This window comes from Pseudomonas sp. TWI923 (assembly GCF_039673365.1).
Taxonomy (GTDB): Bacteria; Pseudomonadota; Gammaproteobacteria; order Pseudomonadales; family Pseudomonadaceae; genus Aquipseudomonas; species Aquipseudomonas sichuanensis.
In genome coordinates this window covers 61,072-75,289 of record NZ_JBDJLM010000002.1, presented here as the reverse complement: position 1 = coordinate 75,289, position 14,218 = coordinate 61,072, and the positions used below count along the sequence as shown (strand labels likewise).

At 57.1% G+C, this 14,218-nt stretch carries 13 protein-coding genes; 2 read left to right on the top strand and 11 right to left on the bottom strand.

From position 1 onward, the window contains the following. Positions 1 to 49 precede the first annotated feature (49 nt). On the bottom strand, positions 50 to 1,237 hold the full coding sequence (locus ABE459_RS01445) for a restriction endonuclease (protein ID WP_346647888.1): 1,188 nt from the start codon (positions 1,235 to 1,237) through the stop codon (positions 50 to 52). A gap of 457 nt (positions 1,238 to 1,694) precedes the next feature. Between ABE459_RS01445 and ABE459_RS01440 the strand changes: the two genes are divergently transcribed. Together ABE459_RS01440 and ABE459_RS01435 are read left to right on the top strand one after the other, a co-directional pair. Further along, a complete protein-coding gene (locus tag ABE459_RS01440) occupies positions 1,695 to 3,653 on the top strand; it encodes an AAA family ATPase (protein WP_346647887.1) in 1,959 nt (652 codons plus the stop codon). Continuing rightward, on the top strand, positions 3,650 to 5,545 hold the full coding sequence (locus tag ABE459_RS01435; protein ID WP_346647886.1) for an ATP-dependent helicase: 1,896 nt from the start codon (positions 3,650 to 3,652) through the stop codon (positions 5,543 to 5,545). The genes ABE459_RS01440 and ABE459_RS01435 overlap by 4 nt, the downstream gene beginning before the upstream one ends. Before the next feature lie 557 nt (positions 5,546 to 6,102). On the opposite strand, the gene ABE459_RS01430 is transcribed toward ABE459_RS01435, so the two are convergent. From ABE459_RS01430 to ABE459_RS01385, 10 genes are all read right to left on the bottom strand, one after another. Then, complete coding sequence (locus ABE459_RS01430) at positions 6,103 to 6,642, bottom strand: cytochrome b (protein WP_346647907.1); 540 nt, start codon at positions 6,640 to 6,642, stop codon at positions 6,103 to 6,105. Positions 6,643 to 6,809: 167 nt separating this feature from the next. After that, positions 6,810 to 8,174 (bottom strand): ATP-binding protein, encoded by a 1,365-nt coding sequence (locus tag ABE459_RS01425; protein WP_346647885.1) that lies wholly within the window; start codon positions 8,172 to 8,174, stop codon positions 6,810 to 6,812. Further along, positions 8,171 to 8,833 carry a response regulator gene (locus ABE459_RS01420; RefSeq protein ID WP_346647884.1) on the bottom strand — a complete coding sequence of 221 codons (663 nt, stop codon included), beginning with the start codon at positions 8,831 to 8,833 and terminating at the stop codon, positions 8,171 to 8,173. The genes ABE459_RS01425 and ABE459_RS01420 overlap by 4 nt, the downstream gene beginning before the upstream one ends. A 2-nt stretch (positions 8,834 to 8,835) precedes the next feature. Beyond that, positions 8,836 to 9,477: a hypothetical protein gene (locus ABE459_RS01415; protein ID WP_346647883.1), complete on the bottom strand. Its 642-nt coding sequence runs from the start codon at positions 9,475 to 9,477 to the stop codon at positions 8,836 to 8,838. Continuing rightward, the gene (locus tag ABE459_RS01410) at positions 9,474 to 10,280 is read right to left on the bottom strand and encodes an SDR family oxidoreductase (RefSeq protein WP_346647882.1); all 807 of its coding nucleotides are present in this window, start codon (positions 10,278 to 10,280) and stop codon (positions 9,474 to 9,476) included. The genes ABE459_RS01415 and ABE459_RS01410 overlap by 4 nt, the downstream gene beginning before the upstream one ends. Then, the gene (locus ABE459_RS01405; RefSeq protein WP_346647881.1) at positions 10,267 to 10,947 is read right to left on the bottom strand and encodes an iron-containing redox enzyme family protein; all 681 of its coding nucleotides are present in this window, start codon (positions 10,945 to 10,947) and stop codon (positions 10,267 to 10,269) included. Before ABE459_RS01405 ends, ABE459_RS01410 begins: the two co-directional genes overlap by 14 nt. An 8-nt stretch (positions 10,948 to 10,955) precedes the next feature. After that, positions 10,956 to 12,419, bottom strand: a complete 1,464-nt coding sequence (locus tag ABE459_RS01400; protein WP_346647880.1) for an AMP-binding protein — start codon at positions 12,417 to 12,419, stop codon at positions 10,956 to 10,958. Next, positions 12,409 to 13,086, bottom strand: coding sequence for a thermostable hemolysin (locus ABE459_RS01395; RefSeq protein ID WP_346647879.1), 678 nt, complete (start codon positions 13,084 to 13,086; stop codon positions 12,409 to 12,411). Before ABE459_RS01395 ends, ABE459_RS01400 begins: the two co-directional genes overlap by 11 nt. Before the next feature lie 380 nt (positions 13,087 to 13,466). Further along, on the bottom strand, positions 13,467 to 13,793 hold the full coding sequence (locus tag ABE459_RS01390; RefSeq protein ID WP_346647878.1) for an HNH endonuclease signature motif containing protein: 327 nt from the start codon (positions 13,791 to 13,793) through the stop codon (positions 13,467 to 13,469). Between the two features lie 141 nt (positions 13,794 to 13,934). Beyond that, the gene (locus ABE459_RS01385; RefSeq protein WP_346647877.1) at positions 13,935 to 14,168 is read right to left on the bottom strand and encodes a hypothetical protein; all 234 of its coding nucleotides are present in this window, start codon (positions 14,166 to 14,168) and stop codon (positions 13,935 to 13,937) included. Positions 14,169 to 14,218 lie beyond the last annotated feature (50 nt).

Here is a 14,218-nt window from a genome sequence, read left to right as displayed (position 1 = left end):
CTATCCAAACGATAGCGACTGACTGCTTTGTGGCGATAGCACTACCTAGCTACCTTAGGCTGATTTCTTCCTGCTCTTCTTCCGATTCAGCCTGAAAGATCTCAATTAGTTTCTGGTTGTAATCATCCAGGTAAGTCTGCAGGCCTTCCCGATCGACAAGGCGTACCCCTGCCGTGTTAGCGAGCTCCTTGGCCGATTTCGTGTAGTACGAGTTAGTTACCACCATGGCTTCATCACAGCCATAAAAAGCCTTGGCCGAGATCGCTTGTTGAACTGCAGCATTGCCAACGGAGCCAGTGTAGTTTTTTGCTTGTATAACCATGTTCTTGCCGAATCGACTCACGAACAGGTCGGCCCCTTGATCAGCGGTCTTCTTCGTTTCCTTCACATCGAAGCCGATGGTCTGAAAAATCTCCACTAGAAATGCCTCGAACTGGAACCCGTCCATTGCGTCCACCAGATACATCGTGATGAACCGGTTTGGGTTGAAGTGCTCAAGCTGGTTCCCCAATCGCTCGACAAGAATATCGAAGTATATGCTCTCGCAAAGACTCATCCCTGAGCGGAAGGCGGACAAGGAAATCAAAGAAGTAGCGTCTGCTGTATTCGCTTGTGCGTTGAAATTGACACTTTTGTATGAAATATCATTCTCCCAAAGGTAGTAATAGAATAGTGCAAGATCGGATCTGAACGTCGTTCCAGCTTCATCAATCCAAGACCGGAGGGTCTCGGTTAGGCTGGCTTTGATATGGCGGCTCAGCTCTCTAGAGAAACCAAGATAGGTTGAATTAAATGCAGTTGTAAGGAGCAGTTTGTCCAGCAGCGAGGGCAAGCCTTCAAGTTCATCGAACCCCTTTCGGATAAGCACCTCCCTGAATAACTCCCGTTCCGTATACACCCCTTCTGGCCTAGGTCCTGGCACTCCAACGTCGTTATTTGAAGACGTGGTTTCCCGGGTGGTATGGATGAAATTTGTGAAGTATGGCTGCTTAAGCTGTGCGTATTTCCTCAGCACATTGTTGAGCAGATCGTTCAGCTGTGCCTGCTCTTTCTTCTTTCCTAAGAAATCCTTTATGAGCCCTTTGGACTGATACTGAAAATCAGGGTAGAAAGAGGGGTCGAGCGGAGTTAGCTGCTGAGCTCTCAGCTCAGTAGACGTTGAAATTTGTGAGCTACTGCACCAAGGGCATGCTGTCTCAAAGGTCGTTCTGCTGCATCCGCTGCATTGATAAATCATGGTTATCTGTTCCGAACTGAAGACTGATCAAAGTTGCAGGCCTGTCATGTCAGTCTCAACCAGCTGTAAAGCATGGCATCTGATCGTCTGAAGCGCTTAGGCAACTAATTCAAGACAATAGCCTAGTGCCACCCTTCCGTCTACGAACGCTGCCTGGAGAAAATGGACAGATTACCCCCCTACTCTAAGCGTCCGCTTTTGGCCGTAAGCCGACCTCGGCGAACGGCCGTTTTGGGTCGAAAGCCGCCCCTCGTGACTGTCCGCTCCCGACACACTGCTGCCCTTCAGGAAGGGCAGCTGACGGCCGAAAAGCAGCCTATGAAAATGTGTCTACGTAACTCAGGAATGATCGTTCTTGGGAACGCTGTTGAGTGCTACGCTTGTGCTGCGCGGAAGCACGGCAGCCTCTAGTCTCTGACTGAGGCCGCTCTCATGAAACTGCTGTCAGGAAGATCGCATGCATATTGAGCGTCTCGGTTTGGCGAATTTTCGCTGTTTTGGCCCTCAGCAAACCTCTGTTGCTTTAGGACCAAGTCTTGTAGCGTTTGTAGGCGATAACGGCACCGGTAAGACTGCAGTGATGCAAGCTTTACAGCGGTTGTTTGGTGTCACCTCTGAGCAACGACGATTACGCAAGCAAGACTTTCATATTCCCTTTAACGAGACGGAACGACCCGCGGCTCGTACATTGGTGATCGAAGCAATCCTTGCCTTTCCAGAACTCGATGCCGACGAGGAAAACCCTGCCGTACCAGCGTTTTTCAAGAACATGGCGGCCGAGGATAACGGTAATCTAAAGGTGCGTTTGAGGCTGCACGCAACATGGACGGACGATGGCACCTTGGATGGCGCGATCGAAGAGTCCTACTGCGCCGTGCAGACCTTCGGTGATTTCGAAGCAAGTGACCTTCACCAGCTTCGTGGCTCCGATCGCTCGCGAGTCCAGCTCATCTATATACCGGCAACGCGAGACGGCGCTTCTCAAGTCACTGCTTTTATACGCGGCCGACTTTGGCGCGCAATCAATTGGTCAGAGCAGGTTAAGGATTCATTGACCGACGCTGGCGCTGCCGTGAACCAAGCGTTTTCTGCCGAGGCTGCTGTAGATAGCATTAGCTCCGCAGTCACCCGGCGTTGGCGGCAGCTCCATTCAGCAGGTACCCACACAACCCCGTCTTTCCGGCCTGTAGACACCCGTTGGCAAGAATTCATCAAACGCGTCGAAGTAGTTTTCCTGCCCGCCGAAGACGGACAAGACCGTACATTAGAGGATCTAAGCGACGGCCAGCGTTCTCTGTTCCATATGACAATGGTCTCAGCAACGCTGGACATTGAGGCGAGACTTGCAGGTAACAATGCTCCAGCAGGCTTCGCTGCTGCTGGTATCGCTCTACCTGCGCTAACCATCGTCGCGCTTGAAGAACCGGAAAACAATTTGGCTCCGTTCTATCTATCTCGCATCATCAATCAGGTCGAAGAAGTCGCCGCGGGGTTAAACGCTCAAGCTTTGGTCTCGAGCCACTCACCCAGCATCCTTGCGCGGATAGAGCCTTCTAGCGTGCGGCACTTCCGGTTGAACCTAGAATTCCGTCACACCGAAGTACGTCAAATCAGTCTGCCTATAGGCGAAGAAGAGGCTTCCAAGTTCGTCCGGGAGGCTGTCCGGGCATATCCCGAACTGTACTTCGCACGCTACGTGATACTTGGTGAAGGTGCTACGGAGGAAGTGGTGCTGCCCATGCTGGCTAAAGCAATGGGCTTCCCAATCGATAGGTCATTCGTTGCTGTAGTACCGCTAGGAGGTCGGCACGTCAATCATCTATGGAGATTGCTAGCTAGTCTCGAAGTACCGTATGCGACATTGCTTGATCTTGACTGGGGACGCAGCGGTGGGGGCTTCGGCCGTATTAAAACTACGTGTGAACAACTGCTGAGTTCCGGTGTCACGCCGCAGCGGCTCTTCGGAAATACATTACATGCTGATGGTCCGGCTGAAAATATAAACCTAATAGCGAACCATCCAGCTGCTGATCTTGCAACTCTGGGCCAATGGACCAGCTGGCTTGAACAGTTTCAAGTATTTTTCTCGGACCCTCTGGACTTGGACTACACCATGCTCAAAGCCTATCCCGAAGCTTATCGGGTCCTTGAACATGGAATGCGTGGACCAGCCCAAGCGGGGGAGCCCCGGGACGCAGTACTCGGCGCAGAAGGCTCTCCAGCCTTTTATGCAGCCGCGGAGGACGACAACCTGAGGTGGTATCGATATCTTTTCTTAGGACGTGGTAAGCCCACTACACATGTAAGAGTTTTGAGCCAAATATCACCCGAAGATTTAGTGGCAGCCATGCCAGAGCCTTTACGACGTCTATTGACAAGAGTTCGCACTACTTTAGAGCAGGTTGAGCAGCAATGAACTGGAGACCCATCCCTATCGAAGAATGGCAACCACGCGGCATACAGAGACTGGAACCCAATGCCTGGATAGCTCTGCGTCGCTTGGAGTCAACATCTGTTGTTGCAGGCCCCGGCGCCGGAAAGTCTGAATTTTTGGCGCAGCGTGCTGCTTACCTTTTGGAGACCGGGTTGTGCATAGCACCACAGCAGATTCTCGCTATCTCATTCAAAACTGATGCGGCTGCCAATCTCGCAGCTCGTGTTCGCAAGCGGTGCCCACCTCAATTGGCTGCACGATTCAGCTCCCTGACATTTGACGCGTTCACCAAAAGCCTTGTTGATCGCTTTCAAGCTGCGATTCCAGAGCATTGGCGCCCCTCCCGTCCTTATGAGATTAGCTTCCCTAACCGGCGACTAGTACAGGACGAGTTGAATCGTATTCAATTCATGGCTCGGCCAGAGTGGCAAGCGAGAATTGCACAATTATCCGTTGAGCGGTTTGAATCAGAGACGATAGGTGGTAGTCGCCTAGAAGCAGATGCGCTTCAACAACCTAATACACCGGAGCAGCTAGCGATCTATCAGTGGCTACGGCAGCAGCTATTCGGCGCTAATGTGTCCAAGATGTCGTTCGTAACGTTGAACCGACTTGCCGAGCTGATTATCCGAGCGAATCCCAAGATTGCTCGTGCTCTACGTATGACCTATCCATACGTATTTGTGGACGAATTCCAGGACACATCTTTTGCCCAATACGACTTTTTACTCTCCACTTTTGGTCAAGCGGGAACAGTCGTCACAGCTGTAGGGGACCACAAGCAGAGGATCATGGGATGGGCCGGAGCCCGTAATGATGCCTTTGAGCAATTTGAGGTAGATTTTGCGGCGCAGCGGGTTAACCTGCTTTTTAACTTCAGATCCTCACCAGAGCTGGTGCGCGTTCAACATTTTGTCGCGCAGGCCCTAGATCCGCAATCTCCGCAGATCCAGTCACAGACTGAGGGCCAGTTGGATAGGGATGTAGTCCAGGTATGGAGATCTCGCTCGACGGCTGTAGAGGGGCAGAGGCTGGCACAATGGATCGCGGCGGACATGGCTGTACGCCAGAAGCAACCTAGCGACTATGTGCTCCTAGTGCGTCAGCGCCCGGATCAGTTTGAGGAGGAACTGAAGCCAATATTTACCGCCGCAGGATTGAGCATCCGAAACGAGAGCAAGGCTATAGGTCGAACAAATGTCCAAGATTTAATGGTCGATGAGGCTACTGCCATAGCTCTGGCAGCGTTAAGTTTGGCTAGCGGTCAACGTAGTGCGGCGGCATGGTCGACCTTTTCCTCGGCTGTTTATGCTATTCGCGGAGTCGACGTAGACGATGAGGTGCGACGATACCGAGTTGATCGGGATATTCAGGACTTCCTTGACGTACTCGGGCAACATATCCGTCCTCGTTTGCCTACGGTAGAGTTGGCGTCGGAAATTACGGATCGTATTTTTGCGTTCTTGGATGTTGCATCTATGTCGACTACCTACGCTGCATACGCCCGCAACGACCTTCTCGATATCATGGTGGAAGCGTTCTCACTACACCTCCAGCAGGCTGCCTCCGAGGCAGAGACTTGGCCGCGCTGTATTGATCGATTCATAGGTGTGCACGACATTTCAATGATGACTGTGCACAAGAGCAAGGGACTCGAGTTCGATACCGTATTTTTCATCGGACTCGACGATCAATCGTGGTGGAGTCATACGCCACGAAACCCGGAAGGTATAGCAACATTCTTCGTTGCCCTTTCGAGAGCTAAGCAGCGAGCAATCTTCCTTTTTTGCTCCGGCAGAGGCAATCGTGATCGTGTTTCCGAGTTATATCAACTGTTAACCGACGCAGGCGTGGAAGAAATCGAGATTCGCTGAATGCTAGGCGGCAAGATATTTATTTAATTATCATGGCCGCAGACTGGACAAATTATAACGTTATGATTTTCAGCGTTGCTCTTCGGGCGCAGGCTATAAGTTGTTCACCTACTGGTTCACAATCCTTGGGGTATACCTTGTAGATAGTGTGGCTTGTATCAGAAGGAGTAGCGCTCGGAAACGGCCCGTGAACTGCAGCTCTTGGCCGGTAGCAGACATTTGTGAAGGGCCGCTATGGGTCGAAAGCAGCCGGTCGCGGCTGACCGAAATCGCCCCAAAGCTGCCGCTTATGAATAGCAGCATCCGTTTCTACAGCCGGCGCCTGACCTATGTGCAGTATTGTGTGTACTCATCTGCGAAAATGCTCGCTCCTGCTGACCGAGCTGGAAGAGGTTCGTGTAGATCGCGAGGCCCATCACACTCTGCGGTGCCGGTGGCCAAGCGAGAAAGATTGACCGGGCTAGCGATGCCTGCCAGCAACACCACCAAAGTCAGACCGTTCCGCCATTCGATAGTAAGTTCCAGGTTACTCGGTAGGTTGCGAGCGGTAGCTCGTATCACCGTGGCAGCATACGCCTGAGGGCGTTGTCCTTGATCAAGTAGTGGTGTGCCAGGCCTGCGCAAGCATGAAGCCCAATCAGCGCGTAACCAGCGTTACCTACCAGCTCATGCCAGTCCTTCAGTGTTCTGGCCAGAGCAGGATCGACAGGAACAGGCGAAGGCAGAATGACGCCCCAGTACGGCAACGGCTTACCTGCGGCGCTTAGCATCAGCCAGGCCAACAGCGGAGTAACGATCATTAAACCGTACAAGGCCAGGTGCGTGACGTTGGCCATCGCCGTCTGCCAGGTAGGTGGCGTGGGTAGGATGGGAGGACGTGGGCTCAGCCGACCAATCAGGCGTACCCATACCAACGCGAATACGGCGACACCCATCAGCGCATGGAATCCCAGCAATGGGCTCTTTAGTGTGCTGCCTCTTGGCAACGCCCCACGCAGTTCGATGCAGGCGTAAATGCCGATGAACAGGATGACCATGCTCCAGTGCATGATGATGGACAGGCGACCGTAGCGGTCGATAGTTGAATCGCGCTTCATATCCATGGCCTCGAAAAATGAGAGGGAGGTCCGTTGCCGCTAGGTGCCATGTAGAAGCGGTCCCCAGCAACCGGACAATGTCAGGTTGCTGGTTCAAGCTTAAGGAAGTCTGAAGTGATCAGCGTCAGATACCAGCTGTAGGGTTGGCGGCGAGTGTGCTGGGGGACTCACTCGACGGGAAACAGCAGAGTGGCGGCTAGCCCGCCGCTTGCTCGATTATGCAGACGCACCTGCCCGCCCATTCGGTCAACGATGGTCGCCACGATGGAAAGCCCAAGGCCTGCACCATTGGGACTGTTACGGCTATAGAAACGCTCGAATACGCGCGACAGACTCGCCTCATCGATACCCGGCCCCTCGTCCTCGACAGTCAGTTCGAAGTTATCGTCCAGGCGCCTGAGTGACACTGCGATGCGGCCAGCGGGCGGTGAGTGCTCCACCGCGTTGGATACCAGGTTCTGCAGCGCGATGCCCAGGGCGCCGGCATCGATTGCCAGGTGGTGGTCGCCTTCTCCGATGTCCAACGAGGGCTCCAGGCCGCGGTCCAGTATCCACGGGGTCAGGTCAGCCAAGGTCTCGGTGACCACTTCGGCCAGGTCGGTCCGAGTGCTGGCTCGCTGCCCCAGCCTTGGCTCGACACGGGCCAGGGTGAGTAACTGGTTGACAACCCGGGTGAGTCGATCGACCCCCCCCATCAGAAAGCCCAGCGCTTTGTGCCGCTCGGCCTCGTTGCTGGCCTCCATCGCGTTCTGCGCGTGCAGGCGCAGAACGGCCAGGGGTGTGCGCATTTCGTGGGCGGCATCGGCAATGAACCGATGCTCACGCCGCAGCAGGTCCTCGATCTGCGCCAACAGGCGGTTGATGGCGGCCTGCATGGGCTCCAGCTCCGAGGGCAGTGGTACTAGCTGAAGGGGCTCCAGCGAGTCGGCGTGGCGCCCGCGGATGACATTGGCCATGTTCTGCAACGGCCGCAGCCCCCAGCCAATCGCAGCCCAAACCAGCAGTGCCAAGGCCAGGCTGCCGAGCAGGAACGGGAACAGGGTGTGACGAACAATCCGGTCGATCAGGTCGTAGCGCACATCATCACGCTCACCCACCCAGATAACCCAGTGATGTTCCGGTACTGGCAAGACAAAACCGCGCCATTGCTCGCCACCACTTGAAAAATCATAGAATCCGGGAGCCGTCGGTGGAGGGTCGATGGTCGGTGCACTGGGGGTGTGCACGAGCAAGCCAGCGCCATCCTGCCAGACCTGGAATGCCAGCTTGCTCTCGTAGGGGTGGCCTACCCGATGGTGGCCTGCCTGGGCCAATGCCTGGTTGAATGCCTGGTACATCGCTTCACGCGAGCCACTTTGCACCGGCAGGCTCATGACGCCCTGCAGCAAGCGCGCGTTCTGGGCCAGGTGCGCGTCGTACACCTCATTAATTTCATGGCGGCTGTCGTGATAGTTATAGAGCGCCAGCAGGCCGGTCCCCAGCAGCAGCAACAGCATCACCCGCCACAGAGTGCGTTGGCGCAGCGAGCTCATGCTTTGGCCTCGACCAGATAGCCGATGCCGCGCACTGTCCGGATCAGCCCGTTAAACAGCTTCTTGCGAAGGTGGTAGATGTTCACCTCCAGCGTATTGCTCTCTGGCTCCTCATCCCAGCCATACAGCAGCTGGGTCAGGCGTTCGCGGGTGAAGACCTTGCCTGGCTGGGCCAGCAACTCGTGCAGAAGCATGTATTCCTTCGGGGTCAGCACCACTTCAACGCCGTTGTAATGAACTTGCTGGGTAGCTGGGTCGAGGCTGACTCCGGCATGCTCGATCATGACCTTGGCGCGGCCGGCGCTGCGCCTGAGCAACGCGCGCAAGCGTGCCTTCAGCTCGTTGAGGTCGAACGGCTTGACTAAGTAATCGTCGGCGCCGGCGTCCAGGCCGGTGATGCGATCGTCGAGTGCGTCCCGTGCGGTGAGTATCAGCACCGGCAGGCTGTCACCACCGGCGCGTACCCGCCGCAGCAGTTCAATGCCATCCATGCGGGGCAAACCAAGATCCAGAATCACCAGATCGAAGGTCTCGTGCTGCAACGCATGCAAGCCGCTGATGCCGTCACGCAACCAGTCGAGGGTGTAGCCCTCCTGGCGCAAGCCGTCGCAGATCCCTTCTCCCAGTGCGATGTCATCCTCAACCAGCAACAGCCGCATGTTCAGTCCTGTTTGTCCTTGATGGCCTTGAGTAAAGCATCGATATCGGCGCGCCGACCCTGGTCAGCCAATTCGCGCCCCGGCCGAGGCGGAGCCAGCAAGGCTTTCTGCAGGGCTGCAGTTGCTTCAGGGTAGTGCTTTTGTCGGTACAGATGATCAGCCCAGAAGTAGTTGCTGTCGATGCCATTGGGGTTGATCTGCAGCGCTTTGCGCAGCAAAGCGTCAGCTTTGTCGGCATCGCCGAAACCGATCGGCCAGCCAGGCACTTGGTCGTACAGCGTGCCAAGACTGGTGTAGGCCGATCCCTGTAGCGCGTTGGGGTCGAGTTTCATGGCCTGTTCCAGACTGGTCTTCGCCGCTTTGACCTTACCCAGTGCCCCTAAACCGCCAACGGCGCCCGCCCAACTGCTGTTGATGATGCCGTCCCAGATCAGAGGCTCAGGTGTACCGGGATACTGATGAACGAAAGCCGCCGCGTCAGCAGAGAGCTTTTCAAAAGCATCGGCCCGTTTGTCCTTGGGCAATTGATACTGGATCTGCGCCCAGCGCTGCTGAAGCTCGCTCAAGTGTTGGGTACCGGCCTGGTCCAGTGCCCAAGTGAAGGGGGCGAATGCCAACAAGCTGGCAACGAACAGACGCTTCATTTGATCGACTCCTTGGAATGGCTACCGATGTAGCGACGAATGACAGGCAGTTGCTTGCGCAGTGCGCGATCGACCACACCCGGCAACATGCCGTTGATGCGCACGAAGAGTTTTTCCGGCCAGCCCAAGTAAAGCTCGCTGCGCTCGGACTGCACCGCTTCGAGCACCGCACGGGCGACATCCGCCGGGTCGTCCATGCCAACCTTCAGCGCTTGATTGAGCGCTGTCGCCGCGCTGCTGTTCATGGCGGTGCGGGTTGCCCTGGGCGCGGCATACAAGACGTTTACCGTGGTGTCCGCCAGCTCGCGCCGCAGCGCTTCGGAGAACCCGCGCAGGGCGAACTTGCTGGCGCAATAGGTGGCATAGCCGGGATAGCCGATCGAGCCATAGGTGGACCCTACATTGACCACCAACGCCTTTGGCTGCGCACGCAGCAAGGGCAGGCAGGCACGCGTCAGTTGCAGCGGGGCCTTAAGATTGATGTCCAGCAGCTCGTCGAGTGCGTGTTCGTCCAACTGATCGAGCAAGGCAAAGCGATTCACGCCGGCTGCGTTGATCAGCACGTTGACCGTGCCCATCTCGCGAGCGCGGGCTACGACCAGTTCGCGCCCCAGCGGGCTACGCAGGTCCGCTTCTTGCCAGCGCAGGCGATCAGGATACCGATTCATCAAACCGGCCAGCTTGCCCATGTGCCGACTGACAGCCAGCACCTGGGCGCCAGCTGCGCACAGTTGTTCAGCCAGCTCCAGGCCGATGCCCCCACTGGCGCCGGTAAGGATGACTACAGATTCAGGCAAGCGCATGGCGCACCTCTGACTGGCCCGCGCGCGGCAAGCCCTGGAACATCTCGGTGTACAGGCGATAGACGACCTTCGCCGCGTGGATGACGGCCTGTTGGTCGGCGGCATCGTCGAGGCGGTCCATCAACTGCTTGTAAGTCACCATGTGGTCCTGGTCGAGCGCGCCATGGGAACTGAGGTAGCTAAACGCTTGATCAGGCAGGGCCAGGGTACTCTTGATGGTGCCCGCTGCCTGAGTGGCCAGAGCGATGCTGGTGCCTTCGAGCACATTGACCATGCCGAACAGCCCGACGGGGTTGCCGCGAGCGATCAGGTCGTACAGGTAGGCGACCATCAGCTCGATCGACACTGCCGGGCGACCATCACGAACCGCCTCCCAGTCGCCGCCGCACGCCTTGATATCGTTGAGGATCCACTGCTCATGGCCGTATTCCTCGTCGATGTACTCGCATACCGCGCCACGCAGCCACTCCAGCCGTGACGGCAAACGTGCGCCACAGGCCATCATCAGTGGAACGGTGTGGCGAACGTGGTGGTAGGCCTGGCTCAGGAAAGCGACATAGCTGTCCAGGCTGACCTGGCCAGCCAAGGCTTCACGGATCACGGGTACGGCGAACAACGCCTGACGCTCTTGGGCTGTTTCTGTTTGCAGGGTGTCGAAAAAGGACATGGGAAACCTCACAACGAGATGTCGGATAACAGGGTGTGGTAGCGCTGCAAGATCGCCTCGCGTCGCGGGCGGCCGTTGGCAGTCAGGGTTTCGTCACGGGGGCTGAGCGGGGCTGGCAAACGCCGCCAGGTGTGTACCCGGGCGTAATCGGGCAACTGCGCGTTGCACTGCTGCACGGCTTGCTCGATGGCCTCATCGCTGGCGGTGGGATCCAGCGGCCAGAGCAGTGCCAGGTTTTGCGGCAAGGCCTCGCCATGCACGAAGGCCTGGGCGATGACGCCGCTCTGAGTGAGTTCGGCCTCTACCCACTCGGGGTTGACGTTGCGCCCGAAGCTGGTGATGAACTGGTGTTTCTTGCGCCCGTCCAGATACAGGTAGCCCTCTTCGTCGAGGTGGCCCAGGTCGCCTGTTGCCCACCATGACTGGGTCACCGGGCCCTCCTCCAGGTAGCCAAGCAATGTCGAGCCGGCCACCAGCACCTCGCCGTCCTCGGCAATACGCACTTGCACATGGGGCAATGGCTTGCCGACGCTGCCGTGGCGTACGGCACCAGGGCGATTCAATGCGACCACGGAGGCGCACTCCGACAGGCCGTAGCCTTCGAACACCGGCAAACCGACCGCCTCGGCCCGGGCCAGCAGGCTTGGCGATATCCGAGCGCCACCCACCGCCACGAAACGCAGTGGGCCAACACGCACAAGGCCGCGCTCGATGGCCGTGACCAGCCCCATCAGCAACTGCGGTACGAGGATCAGGCTCTGCGCACCACTGAGGGCAATGGCGCCCAGTAGTCGCTTGAAATCCACCTGGCTTGCGCCGCCCATGCCCAACTGATGCTGTGGATAGAGCTGTACGCAGGCCCCCGTCATCAGTGCGGCATAGACGCCGAGGTTCTCCAGCAATACCCCCAAAGGCAGCACGGCCAGATACTGCTGCGGTTCAGTGGGCCGGCTTGCCACCTCCAGTTCACGTGCTACCCGCAGCATGGCATCAGCGCTCAGGCAGACACCTTTTGGTGTCCCGGTACTGCCCGAGGTGTAGGTCACCTTGGCGGTGCCATCAGGCAAGGGGGCGCTGCCCGACCGCTCGCGCACCCAGAACTCACCTTCCTGGACAAATCCCTCACTCAGCAGTCGCGCCACCCACTGCGTCGTGCAGAGCACGGTTGAGGCACCGCTCTGAGCAATACAGTGATCGAACTGCGTTGCACTGAAGAACGAAGGCACGATCACGCAGGGGCGCTCCGCGAACAAGGCGGCCAGGTCCCAGAACAGCAGATCGGGGCCGTTGTCCAGGGCCAGTACCAATACGCCCGCAGGTTGCCGGTGCAGAACATGGGCTCGCAGTCCCACTTCACCGAGTAACTGCCGATAGGTGTAACTCTGAGTATCTCCCTTCACTGCCACGGCCCCGGCATGATCGCGAGCGTACGCCATCAGCAGCTCTTGAAACCGCTCCAATTCACGCGGCATGGCCGGTCTCCTCTGCGGGCACTGGAAAACCCAGCCGTTGGAACACGCCAGATCGGGTCAGAGCGTCGAAGCCATAGCCAATCTTTCCAGCAAACACCTGCGGATGTTGCTCGTAGTAGGTCCCCCACTGGTCCATCTGCCCCTGCAGGCGGTCGGGATCGGCCGGGGCCAACACGCTGGGCGTCAGCCCAAGACGCTTAAAGCTGTTGATCAGTGTCGTCGCCCCAGTGAACGTGACCCACTCAAAGCCACGGGTGGCCAGCAACCAAGTGACGGCGATGATCATGATGCGAGCACTACCAGCGCTGAGGGAGGCCAGGTTACCCACTTCCACCATGCAGGTGCGCTCCAGTGGGGTACCCACAATCCTTGAAACGGCCGTTTCCAAAGGCTCGTCCAAATACCGTTCGAGGAAGAGTGGGCCATGACTGGCTGGCCGCATGCCTGCTGCGGCGATCAACCGGCCGTGGCTGTCATGCAACGCCAGCAACTCTGGCAGGAAGTGCCGCACATCCGCCTGATGCGCGCTGGCAAAACACTGGTGGATGAAATGCTCAATATCTGCGCGAGATGCGTCTGCGACCAGATGAAGCGACAGGTGCGCGTGATGGTCGGCATGGCTACCAATCGGTAGCGGGAGCAGGCTGCTCCATTGAGATTCGGTCATGAAACTCCCCCCAATTGGGTTCGACGGGGGAATTATCGGGGCCGAATCTGAATAGAATCTGAAGTGGTGCTTTCGACTTTAGGCGAACCCGACCTGACAGTTAAATGCTGCACACACCCACAGGTTTGCGAGTTCGAAGGCGTGTCGCCCAGCCACACACTGTAGGTTTATGACGAACCGTCAGCTCGATGCCGGGGTTCCCTCTGACAAGCTTCAGCTCTGTCAGGGTCTTCTCCCAGCCATTTTTTGGTCTCAAAAAAAATCATTTCATTTCGCGGGTATGCGCACAGAGAAGGGCGATCGGTCAGGAAAGGTTTTGCGGAAAACATTTTCACCCCCCCCTACCCCGTGTCATGGGGCCCCGCAGCGCCTGGAAGCCCTCAGGAGGGCCGGTTCCAGTGGTGCCGTGGGTCCAGCGGCCTGCCGCTGACGTCGCACCCTACCTCGCGCCCTGACTTCTCCAGGCGCTGCTTGTAGGAGCTGTGGCAGTTGGCGCAGAGCGACTGCCAGTTGGTCCGATCCCAGAACAGGGTCATGTCGCCGCGGTGTGGTTGGATGTGGTCGACGACGGTGGCAGGCTTGTTGATGCCTGACTGTTTACAACGCACGCAGAGTGGGTTCTTGCGCAGCCAGCCCTCGCGAGCTTGCTGCCACTGGTAACCGTAAGGTCTGGGCTGTTTCTCTCTATCACTCAATGACATGGACATCTGTCACTCCTGCGCATTGCGCGACAAGAGTGGTCCGGAGTGGCCGCTATGCTTTTCCACGCCATCTAAACCACCAAGTCAGAGATAGTGCGTTGCCATGCGACATTCCATGCCAAATGCTCGCATAAAAGGCCGACGCTCTTAGCCTTCACCATCACGAATAGTGACCTTCACTCCCGTAGCCACGATCTCGTACTCAGCTTCGGAGATCCTCCTCACGGCGCCACCCGTGCGTATTTCGAAATGCTTCAACCCTTCATGTCGAATCATCCCACTTGAGGATCGCTCAACGACCTCATCCTGGTAAATGTTGATCACGTACTCCAAATTATCCGTGCCAACTCCAACGACCTTCCCAACATATTTGTCTGCCATGTCCGAATTCCTTGCGTGAACTGTCAAAGAAGCGGAAACCCAACCAGGTG

Excerpts from the sequence above, each read along its gene's own strand:
- ABE459_RS01445 (WP_346647888.1), bottom strand. The coding sequence starts at position 1,237 with ATGATTTATCAATGCAGCGGATGCAGCAGAACGACCTTTGAGACAGCA.
- ABE459_RS01415 (WP_346647883.1), bottom strand. The coding sequence starts at position 9,477 with ATGAAGCGTCTGTTCGTTGCCAGCTTGTTGGCATTCGCCCCCTTCACT.
- ABE459_RS01390 (WP_346647878.1), bottom strand. The coding sequence starts at position 13,793 with ATGTCCATGTCATTGAGTGATAGAGAGAAACAGCCCAGACCTTACGGT.
- ABE459_RS01385 (WP_346647877.1), bottom strand. The coding sequence starts at position 14,168 with ATGGCAGACAAATATGTTGGGAAGGTCGTTGGAGTTGGCACGGATAAT.
- ABE459_RS01400 (WP_346647880.1), bottom strand. The coding sequence starts at position 12,419 with ATGCCGCGTGAATTGGAGCGGTTTCAAGAGCTGCTGATGGCGTACGCT.
- ABE459_RS01440 (WP_346647887.1), top strand. The coding sequence starts at position 1,695 with ATGCATATTGAGCGTCTCGGTTTGGCGAATTTTCGCTGTTTTGGCCCT.
- ABE459_RS01395 (WP_346647879.1), bottom strand. The coding sequence starts at position 13,086 with ATGACCGAATCTCAATGGAGCAGCCTGCTCCCGCTACCGATTGGTAGC.
- ABE459_RS01420 (WP_346647884.1), bottom strand. The coding sequence starts at position 8,833 with ATGCGGCTGTTGCTGGTTGAGGATGACATCGCACTGGGAGAAGGGATC.
- ABE459_RS01430 (WP_346647907.1), bottom strand. The coding sequence starts at position 6,642 with ATGAAGCGCGATTCAACTATCGACCGCTACGGTCGCCTGTCCATCATC.
- ABE459_RS01435 (WP_346647886.1), top strand. The coding sequence starts at position 3,650 with ATGAACTGGAGACCCATCCCTATCGAAGAATGGCAACCACGCGGCATA.
- ABE459_RS01425 (WP_346647885.1), bottom strand. The coding sequence starts at position 8,174 with ATGAGCTCGCTGCGCCAACGCACTCTGTGGCGGGTGATGCTGTTGCTG.
- ABE459_RS01405 (WP_346647881.1), bottom strand. The coding sequence starts at position 10,947 with ATGTCCTTTTTCGACACCCTGCAAACAGAAACAGCCCAAGAGCGTCAG.
- ABE459_RS01410 (WP_346647882.1), bottom strand. The coding sequence starts at position 10,280 with ATGCGCTTGCCTGAATCTGTAGTCATCCTTACCGGCGCCAGTGGGGGC.